Below are 14,027 nucleotides of genomic sequence, written 5' to 3' on the forward strand. Positions count from 1 at the left end.
ATTAATCGTATATTGAGAGCCATTCACCAGAATGGCTTTTTTTATGGACAGGGCATTCGCATTAAAAGGCAGCCGCAAACTGCTTAACGCATGGGCATTCTACGACTGGGCCAATTCGGTATACAGCCTGGTAATAGCCTCGGCCATCTTTCCCATCTATTACGGCGCGCTTTTCCGAATGGCGGACATCGATACCGTCGCCGTCTTCGGGATGTCAATAGCCCGGGCCCCGCTCATCAGCTACGTGACGGCCGCGGCTTTTGTGGTTATCGCCCTCATTACCCCCCTGCTATCCGGGATAGCCGATTACCTGGGAAACAAGAAGGTCTTTATGAAGTTCTTCTGCTACCTGGGCGGGGCGTCTTGTATGGGCCTCTACTGGTTTTCTCTGGAGCATATTTACCTGGGCCTGGTCTGTTACTTCCTGGGCCTGGTGGGCTTCTGGGTTAGCTTTGCCATCAATAATTCCTACCTGCCCGATATCGCCTACCCGGAACAACAGGACGGGGTGAGCGCCAGGGGTTTTTCCCTGGGGTATGTGGGCAGCGTGATCCTGCTGCTGGCAAACCTGGCCATGGTGTTGCAACCTGAGACTTTCGGGATTGCGGATACCCCGGAGCAGCCGGCAGAAGTACTGGCCATGCGGTATTCCTTTGTCTCGGTTGGCCTGTGGTGGATCGGGTTCAGCCAGTATACCTTCTACCACCTGCCCAAGGGCTACCGGCGCGAAGGCAGCCGCTCCCGGATTATCTTCAACGGCTTTAGGGAATTGCAGTCGGTTTGGAACCAACTCACGCAGAACCGAAGGCTTAAGCGCTATCTGGGGGCCTTTTTCGTCTACAGTATGGCGGTACAGACCATTATGCTCATCGCAGCGTATTTCGGGGAGGAGGAGATTGCATGGGGATCGGATTCGGAGCGTACCACCGGCCTTATTGTCAGCATCCTGGTGATCCAGGTGGTTGCCATCGCTGGGGCTACCTTAACGGCAAGGGCCTCCCGTAGCTTTGGCAATATCTCCACCCTGATTGTGATCAACGCCCTTTGGCTGGTCATCTGTGTCTATGCTTACACCGTGGTCAGCCCCACAGAGTTTTACATCGCCGCCGGGTGCGTGGGCATGGTGATGGGCGGGATCCAGGCCCTTTCCCGGTCCACCTACTCTAAATTCCTTCCTGAAACCACCGATACCACGTCGTTTTTCAGCTTTTACGACGTCACCGAAAAAATCGGGATCATCATCGGGATGGTGCTCTTCGGGGCGGTGTCACAGGCCAACGGGACCATGCGGCCTGCCGCCCTGGTCCTGGGGTTGTTCTTTGCCCTTGGCATTGTCCTTCTGGTTCGCGTTCCCCGAAAAAAATAACCCCGGGAAGGCCTTGACTTTCCCGGGGCGACTGTCGCGTTTTCGGATGGGTGGTATGACTAGGACCTGGTGATATCGCCGGAGCCCGAGGTTTTGGCGTCTACCTTGGAGGGGTTCCCCTTGTAGTTGATGTCCCCGGAACCGGAAACCCGGGCCTCCAGGGATTCCTTTGCCGTTACCTGGATGTCGGCCGAGCCGGAAACCGTGGCATCCACGTGGTCTGCCTCCAGGTCGAAGGCCCTAACATCACCGGAACCGGAAACGCGTACCTCCAGCCGGCCCGCAGTCCCGCTGAGGTTAATATCCCCGGAACCCGAGAGGCTGGCTTCCACTTCCCGGGCGGCCACCTCCAGGGTGATATCTCCGCTTCCGGACATGCCCGTTTCAAAATGGTCTGCCCGCAGGAGGGTTTTCCCCACGATATCCCCGGATCCGGAGAGGGAGACCCCGTGGATGTCCTCCACCGGGACGGTGATGGTGATGCCCCCGGACTTCCAGGAGGAGGGCTGCAGGTTGTACCCCTGCTCGGTCTTGATGACGAGCTTTCCGTTTTTCACCTCAGTGATGACGTGCTCCAACAGGTTTTCTTCCCCTTCCAGGGTAAGGGTGCCCTCGTTGCCGGCAACCAGTTCTACATCGAACCAGCCGGAGAGGGATACGGCATCGTAGGTGCCCACGTTTCGGGTCTCGGTGGTCATTTCGCCGTTGCCCTTTACGCGTTTGCCCCATTGGCCGCTTAGGTTGCAGGAGACCAGTAGTCCGGCCAGGATCAGGATCATGGATTTTTTCATGGTGTTCGTGTTTTTGATGTCAATTATGATTTTTTTACGTTGGCCGCCCCGGAAGCTTTGGAATCTACCCGGGTGGGGTTGCCTTTGTACCGGAGGTCACTTGCCCCGGATACCCTGGCGGTAAGCGCTTCCGTGGCGGTAATCTGCACATCGGAAGACCCAGAAAGGTTGGCCTCCACTTCCCGGGCTGTAAGGTCGTAGCCCCTGAGGTCCGAAGCCCCTGAACCAGAAATCCGCACCGATTGGGCCGTGCCGGACAGTATCAGGGTGGCCGCCCCGGAGATATCGGCCCGGAGTTCCCCGGTTTCCAGCTCGAGGGACATATCGGCCGCCCCCGAGATACTGGCGCGGAAGGTATCTGATTTCAAACGTACTTTTCCGGTAAGGTCAGAGGCGCCGCTGGCATGGGCTTCGCGCAGGTCCTGCACCGGGACTGTTACCCGGATCCCATTCCTCCCGGCCGAGGATACCTTAAGCTGGTAGCCCTTTTTCACGGAAATGACCAACCGGTCGCCCTTTACTTCCGTTATCACGTAGTCCAGCAGGTTGTCCTCCCCTTCCAGGGTAAGGGTGCCCTCCCGGCCGTCCACCAGGGTTACGCTGAAAATGTGGGACACTTCTATTTCGTCGTATGTCCCTACCTCACGGGTCTCTGTGGTGGTCTTCCCGTTGCCCTTAACGGTTTTTCCCCATTGGGCCCCTGCGGTAGTGCTAACCAACAGGGCGAGGAGCAGGGTTATGGATATGCGTTTCATGGGTAATTGTTTAAAGGTTAGTTTCTGGTGAGGGTCACGCTCCCGTAATCGCTGGTGATGCGAAGGGAATTGCCGCTGCCCGCAGCACCGTGGTAGCCGGAATAATAGCGGGAACTGTTGCGCTCGCGGCTGATGTTCACCTCCAGGTCATCCATTCCTTTTACGCCGGCGTATTCCGTGCTGATCTCAAAATCGAAGGCATACCCCGGGTCGTAGCCCAGCTTGATGCCCGTGTAGTCGGTACGGATATTCACATTCCCGGCATCGGCGGCCATCCGGTCAATCCGGATAGAGCCGTAATCGGCTGTGATATCGACATCCCCGTGGAGGGTGCCCAGCTTTACATTAATGTAATCGCCATTACCCTGTACATCTGCGGCTTCCCCTACTTCCAGGTTGCCGTAATCTCCCGAATAGATGAGGTTCTCCATCTGTTCTACTGTGGAGTTCGTATAATCGGCGTTAATGGTGAGGTCCCCGGCACGCTCTACCACATAGCCGGAATAGTCTGCGCTGATCTTCCCGGAGCGGATATAGCCAATCCGGGATTTGGAGGTATAGTCAAAACTGAGTTCGTTGTTGCGGCCCTGCAGTTCTCCCAGGTCGAGGCGGCCGTAATCGCAGCTGATTTTGGCATGCCCGTCTACCCGGTCCAGGATGATGTTGCCGTAGTCGTTACTCAGGTGAACTGAGTTCTTCACCGGCATGTTGACCGTGTAGTTGATCTGCATGTTCACATTGTTGTTGTTGCCCCACCAGCCCCAGGATTTCTCCTTGCTGAACCGTGTGCGGGCACTTACCATGGAAGCGCTCGATTCGAATTCCACGGTAATTTCGTCGAGTTTGCGCTGAACCTTTTCCTCGTTGTTGCCGTTGGTGGTGATGTGTACTTCGATAACCACGCGGTTTTCATTCCAGGAGTTCAGCACCAGGTTGCCGTAGCTGTTACTGATTTTCAACAGGGCATCCGGGTTTACCTGGAATTCCTTTTTGATGGTTTTCTCCCGGGTATGGCGGCCCCGCAATTCGGGGTCCGAGGCGTGGGAAGTGCCCAGCCCGATAAAAAGGGCCAGCAGGAAGGGAAACATTTTAAATGGTATACGTATCATGGGATTCGTCTTTAAAGTCTTTAACGGTTTCTATTTGGCGCATCACATCCTGCAGCAGGTCGATGCGGGTTTGGAAGTTGGTGATCATGGCACTGAGGATGAGTTTGCTGTTGCCCCCGGCCACCAGGTCCTGTTCCAGTCGGCGGTAATCGGCTTCCAGAAGCTCAAGCCGCCGGAGGGTATCTTCAATGAGGGGTTCGGTATCCGGGCCGCTCAGGTCCTTCAGCTCGTTAACCTGCTGTTCGATAAGGTTGGCGAAGTAAAAGGAGGTCTGGGAGGCCTCTGGCGAGATCTCAGCTACCTGCTCCTCCAGGGTGCCGGAGGGCCTGAGCAGGACCAGGCCGGTTCCCAGCAGGAGGATTATGGAAGCGGCTATGGATAAGGGTTTCCACCAGCTTCGGCCACTGGCAGCTACCCCACCGCCCTGGCTTGCCAGGCGCTGGCGGAACCGTTCCCTGTGCCCGGCCGGGGGCGCTTCCCGGTCGAAAGCCCCTTGCAGGCTCTCAAACAGGTCCTCTATGTTGTAGTCCTTTTTCATAGGCTTGGTGTTATTGTTAACTTTTTCCTTAGGCTTTCCTTGGCCCTGGAGACCGTGGTGCGGCAATTCGCGTAACTGATATCCAGGATCTCGCTCATCTCTTCGTAATCGTACCCTTCAATTAAGTGTAAGGTCAAAGCTATTCGGTAGTTATCCTTCAGCTGTTTCATGGTTTCCAGAACTTTTTGAGCCATCTGTGCCGTACTCCCCGAATCAGCATCCCCCACCTCATTGGCTTCGACCTTGTACAATACACTGTCCAGTCCCACTTCCCGGTTTTTCTGTTGCTTGCGGTAGTGGTAAATACTGTTGTTGATCACAATCCGCTTCAGCCAGGCCCCGAAGGTTACCTCGCCCTTAAAGGAGTCTAACCGCGTAAAGGCGCTCAGAAAGGATTCCTGCATGATATCTTCGGCCGTCGCAGCATCCTTTACGATCCGCAGGGCCGTGTTGTACATGGCCTGGTAATAGCGGTCGTACACCTTCATTTGTGCCCGGGAGTCGCCCCTCAGGCAGGCTTGAATCAGAACATCAGTATGTTCGATCGGTTGGCTCAAAAAGTTGTATTTGTCTTAGAGATGCTCCAAGTTACGGTTTGTTACAGTTTAGGGGTAAAATCTTTGGACTTGGCACAGGAATTGTCCATACCAAGGGAATTGAAAAGGAATGAACGGGGCTAAGTGCCTGTAAAACAATAGTTAAATCACAGTTCATTCCCGTGAAGGATGGCGGTATGCCGTCCGCAGGTGACAGAATGACCGAAAAACCCTTTATGGCTACATCAAAATTCATATCCCTTGACAAACTGTCGCTTCAGGACCTCGATCAGGACTCGGAACTCATCCCCCTGCTTACCCCTGAGGACGAAAAAGAAATGAACAACGAGGAGTTGCCGGAGGTCCTGCCCATCCTCCCGCTCCGCAATACGGTACTGTTTCCCGGGGTAGTGATCCCCATCACGGCGGGGAGGGACACCTCCATCCACCTGATCCGCGACGCCAACAACGGCTCCAAGGTAATCGGGGTGGTGGCCCAGAAAGACGAGACGGTCGAAAACCCGGGGGTCAAGGATATCCATACCCAGGGGACGGTGGCCCGCATCCTGAGGGTCCTGCAGATGCCGGACGGGAATACCACTGTCATTATCCAGGGAAAGAAGCGGTTTGAGGTGGCGGAAGTCCTTACCGAGAAGCCCTACCTCACGGCTACCGTCCGGGAGGCCGGGGAGGTGCGCCCCGCCGAGGAAGACCCGGAATTTGCAACCATCATAGAATCCATGAAGGAGCTCGCCCTGCAGATCATCCGGGACAACCCCAACATCCCCAGCGAGGCTTCCTTTGCCATCAACAACATACAGTCCAATTCCTTCCTGGTCAACTTTGTCTCCTCCAACCTGAACCTGGAAGTGCACGAGAAACAGGCCCTGCTGGAAATAGGGGACCTGAAGCAGCGGGCCCTGGCGGTGCTCAAACACCTCAATACGGAACTGCAGAAGCTCGAGCTGCGCAACGAGTTGCAGTCTAAGGTGCGCTCCGATATGGACCAGCAACAGCGGGAATACTTCCTCCACCAACAGATGAAGACTATCCAGGAGGAACTCGGGGGTCTTTCCTACGACGAGGAAATCGAGGAAATGGAGGCAAGGGCCAAGGAGAAGAAATGGGGAGAGAAGGTGGCCGAACACTTCGAGAAGGAACTGGCCAAACTGCAGCGGATGAACCCCCAAGTGGCCGAGTATTCCATCCAGCGCAATTACCTGGACCTGCTCCTGGACCTCCCCTGGGAGGAATATTCCCAGGACCGCTTCGACCTGAAACGCGCCCAGCGTATCCTGGATCGGGACCACTATGGCCTGGAAGACGTCAAGCGGCGGATTATAGAATACCTGGCGGTGCTCAAGCTGCGAAACGATATGAAATCGCCCATCCTTTGCCTGTACGGGCCACCCGGGGTGGGGAAGACCTCCCTGGGAAAATCGGTGGCCGAGGCCCTCGGCAGGGAGTATGTGCGCATGTCCCTGGGCGGGCTGCGGGACGAGGCTGAAATCCGCGGACACCGGAAAACCTACATCGGGGCCATGCCCGGCCGGATCATCCAGAGCATCAACAAGGCCGGGACCTCCAACCCGGTTTTTATCCTGGACGAGATAGACAAGCTCTCGAGCAGCTACCAGGGAGACCCCTCCTCGGCCATGCTCGAAGTGCTGGACCCGGAACAGAACAACGAATTCCACGACAACTTCCTGGAGGTGGGTTATGACCTTTCCAAGGTCATGTTCATCGCCACGGCCAATAGCCTGGCCTCGATCCAGCCGGCCCTGCGGGACCGGATGGAGATCATCAACGTTACCGGGTATACCATAGAGGAAAAGGTAGAGATCGCCAGGCGCCACCTGCTGCCCAAGCAGCTGGCCGAACACGGCCTCACGGGCAAGGACCTGAAAATTGGAAAGCGCCAGCTGGAGAAAATCGTGGAGGGCTATACCCGGGAATCCGGGGTGCGCGGCCTGGAGAAGCAGATTGCCAAGATGGTCCGGTATGCCGCCAAGAATATCGCCATGGAGACCGAATACAATGTAAAAGTCAGTTACGCCGATATCGAGGAGGTCCTGGGTCCGCCCCGCATGGAACGGGATAAATACGAGAACAACGAGGTGGCCGGTGTGGTCACGGGCCTGGCCTGGACCAGCGTGGGGGGCGATATCCTCTTTATCGAATCCATACTTTCGCGTGGCAAAGGCGCCCTGAATATTACCGGGAACCTGGGGCAGGTCATGAAGGAATCGGCCACCATTGCCCTGGAGTACATCAAGTCCAATGCCGAGGATTTCGGGATAGACCCGGAGGTCTTTGGCCGTTACAACGTGCATATCCACGTGCCGGAGGGCGCTACCCCCAAAGACGGGCCCAGCGCCGGGATTGCCATGCTCACCTCCCTGGTTAGCCTTTTCAGCCAGCGCAAGGTCAAGAAGAGCATCGCCATGACCGGGGAAATCACCCTCAGGGGCAAGGTCCTGCCAGTGGGTGGTATCAAGGAGAAAATCCTGGCTGCCAAACGCGCCCGGATCAAGGAGGTCATCCTTTGCGAGGAGAACCGCCGCGATGTGGCCGAGATCAAGGAGGAATACCTCAAAGGCCTTACCTTCCATTACGTAAAGGATATGAAGGAGGTCATAGACTTGGCCATTACCCAGCAGAAGGTAAAGAACGCGAAGAAACTCTAAGCCCCTTCAGGCTTGGGGCATATCCGCCGGGATTCCCTATTTTTGGGCATGCGCAAAATTTCCATAGCCATAGACGGCTTTTCCTCCACGGGCAAAAGCACCCTGGCCCGCCAGTTGGCCCGGGAATTGGGGTATGTCTATATCGATAGCGGCGCCATGTACCGGGCGATAACGCTTTACGCCCTCCGCAACGGGTTAATCGGGCCCGGGGGCCTGGACCGGGAGGCCCTGCTGGAACACCTGCCGCAATTGGAACCGGGCTTTGCCCTGAACCCGGAATCCGGCCGTTCCGAAATTACCCTCAATGGGGAAAATGTAGAAGCCGAGATACGCACCCTGGAGGTTTCCCGACACGTCAGCGAGGTCTCTACCCTTGGTCCCGTGCGCGAAAAACTCGTGGCACTCCAGCGCAGCCTGAGCAAGGACGGCGGGGTGGTTATGGATGGCCGGGATATCGGCACCGTGGTTATGCCCCATGCGGAACTCAAGCTGTTTATGACTGCCAGCCCCGAGATCCGGGCCAGCCGCCGCTACAAGGAACTCCTGGACAGGGGGGAGGACGTGCATTACGAGGAGGTGCTCAAAAATGTGCGCCACCGGGATTACCTGGATTCCCACCGGGATATCTCCCCTTTGCGCAAGGCTGCCGACGCCGTGGAATTCGACAATTCCGATATGGGTCTTAAAGAGCAGTTCGAACGGATCCTGGCCCATTCCCGCAACATCATCGAAAAAAAATAAGGCGCCCCTTTCGGAGCGCCCTATGTGTTTTGGGCCACCTAAGGCCTGAAACCCCGCCTTAGAGGTTCGGGATCACCAGTACCTGGTCCGGGTGGATCAGGTCCGGGTTGGACAGGATGTTGGTATTGGCCTCGAAGATCTGCTTGTACTTCATGGGGTCGCCGTAGTAGTGCTTGGCAATTTTGCTCAGCGATTCCCCGCGTTGTACGATATGGCGGTGGTACACCGAAGCGTCCTCTACCGTGATATTCGCCTTAATATCGGCCGGGCTTTCCCCGCCAATGGCTTTGATTTTATCCCAGATCAGGTTCTTCTCGTACTGGGTGCGGGCCATCCCCTTGATTTTCAGGACGCCTCCCTCTTCGCGGACATCTCCGTCGCGAACCCCGAGTTGCTCGCCCAGGTCCAGCACCGGCTGATACTTTTGTTTAACGCTCATTTTTGATGGATTTAATGGTTACTATTTAAGCCTCCACAAGATACGAATTCGGGGCTGATTCCGGGGGCTTTACCGCCTTTTTTGGGGGAATTTCGCCCCTCCCGGCACAAACGCTTTGTAAAACGGCGGAATCGTTGTACTTTTGCGGTCCTTTTTAGCTAAGAATCAAGAGGAAAAGGAAACAGACACATGTTTTAAAACCCCTTCCGAAGGAACGGCGAACTCTTGAAGGTACTTTGGAATACAAATGAATATCAGCACATGGCTGAAGAAAAAAAGGCGGCAGAAGCGGTAGAAACCGCAGCCCCGGAAACCCAGGCAGCAGCGCCTGTAACGCAACAAGACCCGCAGGAATTTCTCGAAAACTTCGATTGGGATAAGTACGAGGAAGGCATCGAGCGGGTAGCCGACGACAAACTCAAGGAATTTGAGAAGCTCGTTGAGGAAAACTTTGTAGATACCGCCGACGAAGAGGTTGTTGAGGGGGTTATCACCCACCTGACCGACCGGGAGGCGATCATCGATATCAACGCGAAATCCGAAGGGGTTATCTCCCTGAACGAGTTCCGCTACAACCCCGACCTGAAGGTAGGGGACAAGGTAGAAGTCCTGATCGACATCCGCGAGGATAAGAACGGGCAACTGGTACTGTCTCACCGCAAGGCCCGCACCATCATGGCCTGGGATCGCGTTAATGAGGCATACGACAAAGAAGAAGTGGTCACCGGTTTTGTAAAGTGCCGCACCAAGGGCGGTATGATTGTGGACGTTTTCGGGATCGAGGCCTTCCTGCCCGGTTCCCAGATCGACGTGAAACCCATCCGCGACTACGACCAGTATGTAGGGAAAACCATGGAATTCAAGGTGGTCAAGATCAACCAGGAATTCAAAAACGTGGTGGTTTCCCACAAAGCGCTTATCGAAGCCGATATCGAGGAGCAGAAAAAAGAGATCATCAGCCAGCTGGAGAAAGGCCAGGTTCTGGAAGGGGTGGTCAAGAACATCACTTCCTACGGGGTCTTTATCGACCTGGGCGGCGTAGATGGTCTTATCCACATTACCGACCTGTCCTGGAGCCGTATCAACCACCCCAGCGAGGTGGTGGACCTGGACCAGAAACTCAATGTGGTGATCCTGGATTTCGACGACAACAAATCCCGTATCCAACTGGGTCTGAAGCAGCTTGAGAAGCATCCTTGGGATGCCCTTGGCGACGAGATCAAAGTGGGAGACAAGGTGAAAGGAAAAGTCGTGGTCATTGCAGACTACGGTGCCTTCCTGGAAGTAGCCGAAGGGGTGGAAGGACTCATCCACGTTTCCGAGATGTCCTGGTCTACTCACCTGCGCAGCGCCCAGGATTTTGTGAATGTAGGCGACGAGCTGGAAGCCGTGGTCCTGACCCTGGACCGCGAGGACCGCAAAATGTCTCTTGGCCTGAAGCAGCTGACCCCGGACCCGTGGACCGATATCACCACAAAATATCCCGTTGGCAGCCGCCACACCGGTATCGTCCGCAACTTCACCAACTTCGGTGTCTTTGTGGAGCTGGAAGAGGGCATCGACGGGCTTATCTATATCTCTGACCTTTCCTGGACCAAAAAAATCAAGCACCCCTCCGAGTTTGTGAACGTAGGGGACAAGCTTGAGGTTGAAGTACTGGAACTGGATGTGGACGGCCGCAAGCTGAGCCTTGGCCACAAGCAGACTCAGGAAAACCCCTGGGACAAGTACGAAGCCGAATTCGGCGAAGGTACCGTCCACAAGGCAGCTATTACCGAGATCGTGGACAAGGGTGCCATCATCGAGTTCAACGAGGATATCACCGCCTTTGTACCCGGACGCCACATGGAGAAGGAAGACGGCAAGAAGCTGGGTCGCGGTGAGGAAGCCGAGTTCAAGATCATTGAGTTCAATAAGGACTATAAGCGGGTGGTAGCCAGCCACACGGCCATCTTCAAGGAAGAGGAGCAGCGCAACGTTCGCGCGGCCCGGAAGAAGGCTGCTGTACAGGCCGAAGAGGCCAAGCCTACCCTTGGGGATGCCAACGAGCAGCTCCAGGCGCTTAAGGACAAGATGGAAGCCGCCAACAAGAAGAAGTAAGGCGGAGTTCCTTTCAAACAAAACCCCGGGGATGACCCCGGGGTTTTTTTATGCCCTCCCGGCAGGGGTCGGGGCAAGGGAATCTGGGAGGAATTGCCTATTTTTGTTCTACCAATGTCTTAGGCCAGGCCTTCTATGAGTCAAAAAGTGCTGCTTTCCGCCAAGGAGATCGAAATTATCCTGCACCGACTGGCCTGCCAAGTATTGGAACACCACCTGGATTTTTCCGAAAGTGTCCTGATCGGGCTGCAGCCCCGGGGGACGTACCTTGCACGCCGGCTGCTGCAGTTGCTCGAATCCGATTACAACGTAAAGAATATCCCCTTCGGCCTGCTGGACATTACCTTTTACCGGGACGATTTCCGCCGGGGCGACAAAACCCTCGCCGCCAGTACCACCGAGATCAATTTCCTGGTGGAGGGCAAGCGGGTGGTTCTGATAGACGATGTGCTCTATACCGGCCGGAGTATCCGTGCGGCCCTCACGGCCCTGCAGTCTTTTGGCAGGCCCGGGAACATAGAACTGCTCACCCTGATAGACCGGCGTTTCAGCCGCCACCTGCCCATACAGCCCGATTACCGCGGGAGGCAGGTGGATGCCATCAATGAGGAGCGGGTGAAGGTATGCTGGAAAGAAAACGACGGCGAAGACGCCGTATACCTGATTAGCAACTAACCGATGAGCGAACTGAGCGTACGACACTTACTGGGCATCAAGTACCTGAACCTGCAGGATATCGAGCTCATTTTTAAGACGGCCGACCACTTCAAGGAGGTCCTGGGCCGCTCCATTAAGAAAGTCCCCTCCCTTCGCGACATCACCATTGCCAATATCTTTTTCGAGAACAGCACCCGTACGCGCCTCTCTTTTGAGCTGGCCGAAAAGCGCCTCTCCGCCGATGTGGTGAACTTCTCGGCGGCCCAATCCTCGGTGCGCAAAGGGGAGACCCTCATAGACACGGTGAACAATATCCTCTCCATGAAGGTCGATATGGTGGTGATGCGCCACCCCAACCCGGGGGCGGGTATTTTCCTTTCCCGCCATGTAGATGCGGCCATCGTCAACGCCGGTGACGGGGCCCATGAGCATCCTACCCAGGCCTTGCTGGATTCCTATTCCATCCGCGAAAAACTGGGAGGGGTAGCCGGAAAAAAAGTGGTCATAGTTGGTGATATTCTGCATTCCAGGGTGGCCCTCTCCAATATATTCGCCCTGCAGATGCAGGGTGCCTCGGTCCGGGTTTGCGGCCCTAAAACCCTCATTCCAAAGTATGTGGAAAGTCTGGGGGTGACAGTGGAACCGGATTTGCGCAAAGCCCTCGAATGGTGTGATGTGGCCAACATGCTCCGGGTACAGAACGAACGGATGGACATGAGCTATTTCCCATCGACCCGCGAATATGCCCGGCAATTCGGGCTTACCAAACCCCTGCTGGACAGCCTGGACAAGGAAATCGTGGTGATGCACCCGGGACCCATCAACCGGGGTGTGGAAATTACCAGCGATGTGGCAGACTCCAGCCACTCCATAATCCTGAACCAGGTGGAAAACGGCGTGGCCATCCGCATGGCGGTTATTTATTTGTTGGCGTCCAAAATAAAAAAGTAACCCATGATTTTTGAAACGGAAGGGACCACCACCACGGTCTTTCAGGAAAAGGTATCCCTGAAGGTATTTAGGGAAAACCTGGAGGCGGCCTACCCGAAACTGAAAAACAACAACCTGATCCTCAACCTGCTTTCCTTCGATACCCTCCGGGTGGCAGATATCCTGGAGCTGCTGGAACTCTCCAATACCCATCGTGGAGGGGGTAAATCCTTTGTGGTGGTTACCCCTGATGTGGGGTACGAGGAGGCGCCGGATGAAATCTGCGTGGTTCCCACCCTGCAGGAAGCCCGGGACATTATCGAAATGGAGGAAATTGAAAGGGATCTTGACTTTTGACTGCCGGTAAAGCCGTTCGGGGAATGAAGCTGCACATTATAGGGTGCCATGCCGCCACCCCCAGGCACCTGACCCACCCCAGCGCCCAGGTTCTGGAAGCCGGAGGCCATATGATACTTATAGACTGCGGGGAAGGGACCCAGATGGAACTGCGGCGGTACCGGATTAAATTTTCCCGTATTTCCCACATCTTTATCTCCCACCTCCACGGCGACCATTTTTTCGGCCTGCCGGGCCTGGTGTCTACCTTCCGCCTGCTGGGGCGGGAGAAACCCTTGCATATTTACGGACCCAAAGGGATCAAGGAAGCCATTACCCTGCTACTGAAACTTGGGGATTCCTGGACGCAATACCCCCTGCACTTCCACGAGCTGGCCTCGGATGCCCCCGAATGCATTTTTGAAGATAGCAGCCTGAAGGTAACCACCCTGCCACTGCTGCACCGGGTCTATACCAATGGGTTCCTCTTCCAGGCAACCCCTGGCCCGCGTACCCTCGACCCCGTTAAAGCCAGGGAATACGGAATAGACCGGGCCTACTTCCAGAAAATAAAACAAGGGGAAGATGTTCCCGATGCGGATGGAAACCTGGTTTCCCATACCCTGGTTTCTCACCCGCCCCCACCGCCTCCCAGTTATGCCTACTGCAGCGATACGGCTTACAAGCCGGAACTGGCCCGGTGGATACAGGGTGTAGACCTGCTTTACCACGAAGCCACTTTTCAGGAAAGGGAAGCTTCCCTGGCCCCGAAAACAGGGCATTCAACAGCCCGGGACGCTGCACGGATTGCCCGGGAAGCCGGAGTCGGGCGGCTGCTTCTGGGGCATTTCTCTACCCGGTATAAGGACCAGCAGGGTTTTCTCAGGGAAGCTTCGGAGATTTTCCCTGAGGTGGAACTGGCCGCAGACGGCAAAGTCCTGCAATGGTGAGGGTTAGGTCATAGCCCCTGTAAGCGGCCCTTTTTACGTCTTAGCCCCCCTGTCTTTCGTGCAACTTTGATTATATTGTGGACCCAGTTGCG

Annotated in this window: 14 protein-coding genes; 8 read left to right on the forward strand and 6 right to left on the reverse strand. The window is 55.7% G+C overall.

The annotated features are described in order from the left end of the window. The first annotated feature begins 43 nt into the window (after positions 1-43). Positions 44-1,366: an MFS transporter gene (locus CA832_RS06810; protein WP_088341386.1), complete on the forward strand. Its 1,323-nt coding sequence runs from the start codon at positions 44-46 to the stop codon at positions 1,364-1,366. A gap of 59 nt (positions 1,367-1,425) precedes the next feature. Here CA832_RS06810 and CA832_RS06815 read toward each other — a convergent pair whose 3' ends face one another. Genes CA832_RS06815 through CA832_RS06835 form a run of 5 tightly spaced genes read right to left on the reverse strand, consistent with a single transcriptional unit; the run spans position 1,426 to position 5,116 of the window. Continuing rightward, the gene (locus tag CA832_RS06815; protein ID WP_088340852.1) at positions 1,426-2,157 is read right to left on the reverse strand and encodes a head GIN domain-containing protein; all 732 of its coding nucleotides are present in this window, start codon (positions 2,155-2,157) and stop codon (positions 1,426-1,428) included. 23 nt (positions 2,158-2,180) lie between these two features. Beyond that, the gene (locus CA832_RS06820) at positions 2,181-2,912 is read right to left on the reverse strand and encodes a head GIN domain-containing protein (protein ID WP_088340853.1); all 732 of its coding nucleotides are present in this window, start codon (positions 2,910-2,912) and stop codon (positions 2,181-2,183) included. A gap of 17 nt (positions 2,913-2,929) precedes the next feature. Continuing rightward, on the reverse strand, positions 2,930-4,021 hold the full coding sequence (locus tag CA832_RS06825; RefSeq protein WP_088340854.1) for a DUF4097 family beta strand repeat-containing protein: 1,092 nt from the start codon (positions 4,019-4,021) through the stop codon (positions 2,930-2,932). Then, on the reverse strand, positions 4,002-4,559 hold the full coding sequence (locus CA832_RS06830; protein WP_088340855.1) for a hypothetical protein: 558 nt from the start codon (positions 4,557-4,559) through the stop codon (positions 4,002-4,004). Before CA832_RS06830 ends, CA832_RS06825 begins: the two co-directional genes overlap by 20 nt. Then, on the reverse strand, positions 4,556-5,116 hold the full coding sequence (locus CA832_RS06835; RefSeq protein WP_088340856.1) for an RNA polymerase sigma factor: 561 nt from the start codon (positions 5,114-5,116) through the stop codon (positions 4,556-4,558). Before CA832_RS06835 ends, CA832_RS06830 begins: the two co-directional genes overlap by 4 nt. A 215-nt stretch (positions 5,117-5,331) precedes the next feature. Here CA832_RS06835 and lon point away from each other — a divergent pair, with 215 nt between their 5' ends. Both lon and cmk read left to right on the forward strand, forming a co-directional pair. Continuing rightward, a complete protein-coding gene (gene lon / locus CA832_RS06840) occupies positions 5,332-7,782 on the forward strand; it encodes an endopeptidase La (protein ID WP_088341387.1) in 2,451 nt (816 codons plus the stop codon). A gap of 48 nt (positions 7,783-7,830) precedes the next feature. Then, positions 7,831-8,523, forward strand: a complete 693-nt coding sequence (cmk, locus tag CA832_RS06845; RefSeq protein ID WP_088340857.1) for a (d)CMP kinase — start codon at positions 7,831-7,833, stop codon at positions 8,521-8,523. 58 nt (positions 8,524-8,581) lie between these two features. On the opposite strand, the gene CA832_RS06850 is transcribed toward cmk, so the two are convergent. Then, positions 8,582-8,962, reverse strand: a complete 381-nt coding sequence (locus tag CA832_RS06850; protein ID WP_088340858.1) for a LysM peptidoglycan-binding domain-containing protein — start codon at positions 8,960-8,962, stop codon at positions 8,582-8,584. A gap of 261 nt (positions 8,963-9,223) precedes the next feature. On the opposite strand from CA832_RS06850, the gene rpsA reads away from it, so the two are divergent. The 5 genes from rpsA (at position 9,224) to CA832_RS06875 (ending at position 13,935) form a co-directional block, all read left to right on the forward strand. After that, on the forward strand, positions 9,224-11,062 hold the full coding sequence (rpsA, locus tag CA832_RS06855; protein ID WP_088340859.1) for a 30S ribosomal protein S1: 1,839 nt from the start codon (positions 9,224-9,226) through the stop codon (positions 11,060-11,062). A 135-nt stretch (positions 11,063-11,197) separates the two neighbouring features. Beyond that, on the forward strand, positions 11,198-11,737 hold the full coding sequence (gene pyrR, locus CA832_RS06860; protein ID WP_088340860.1) for a bifunctional pyr operon transcriptional regulator/uracil phosphoribosyltransferase PyrR: 540 nt from the start codon (positions 11,198-11,200) through the stop codon (positions 11,735-11,737). A 3-nt stretch (positions 11,738-11,740) separates the two neighbouring features. Next, entirely contained in the window at positions 11,741-12,670 is a 930-nt protein-coding gene (locus CA832_RS06865) for an aspartate carbamoyltransferase catalytic subunit (RefSeq protein WP_088340861.1), read from the forward strand. A gap of 3 nt (positions 12,671-12,673) precedes the next feature. After that, on the forward strand, positions 12,674-13,006 hold the full coding sequence (locus CA832_RS06870; protein ID WP_088340862.1) for a ribonuclease Z: 333 nt from the start codon (positions 12,674-12,676) through the stop codon (positions 13,004-13,006). A 23-nt stretch (positions 13,007-13,029) separates the two neighbouring features. Then, positions 13,030-13,935: a ribonuclease Z gene (locus CA832_RS06875; protein ID WP_088340863.1), complete on the forward strand. Its 906-nt coding sequence runs from the start codon at positions 13,030-13,032 to the stop codon at positions 13,933-13,935. The last annotated feature ends 92 nt before the right edge of the window (positions 13,936-14,027 follow it).

The organism is Robiginitalea sediminis (assembly GCF_002198115.1).
GTDB lineage: Bacteria > Bacteroidota > Bacteroidia > Flavobacteriales > Flavobacteriaceae > Robiginitalea > Robiginitalea sediminis.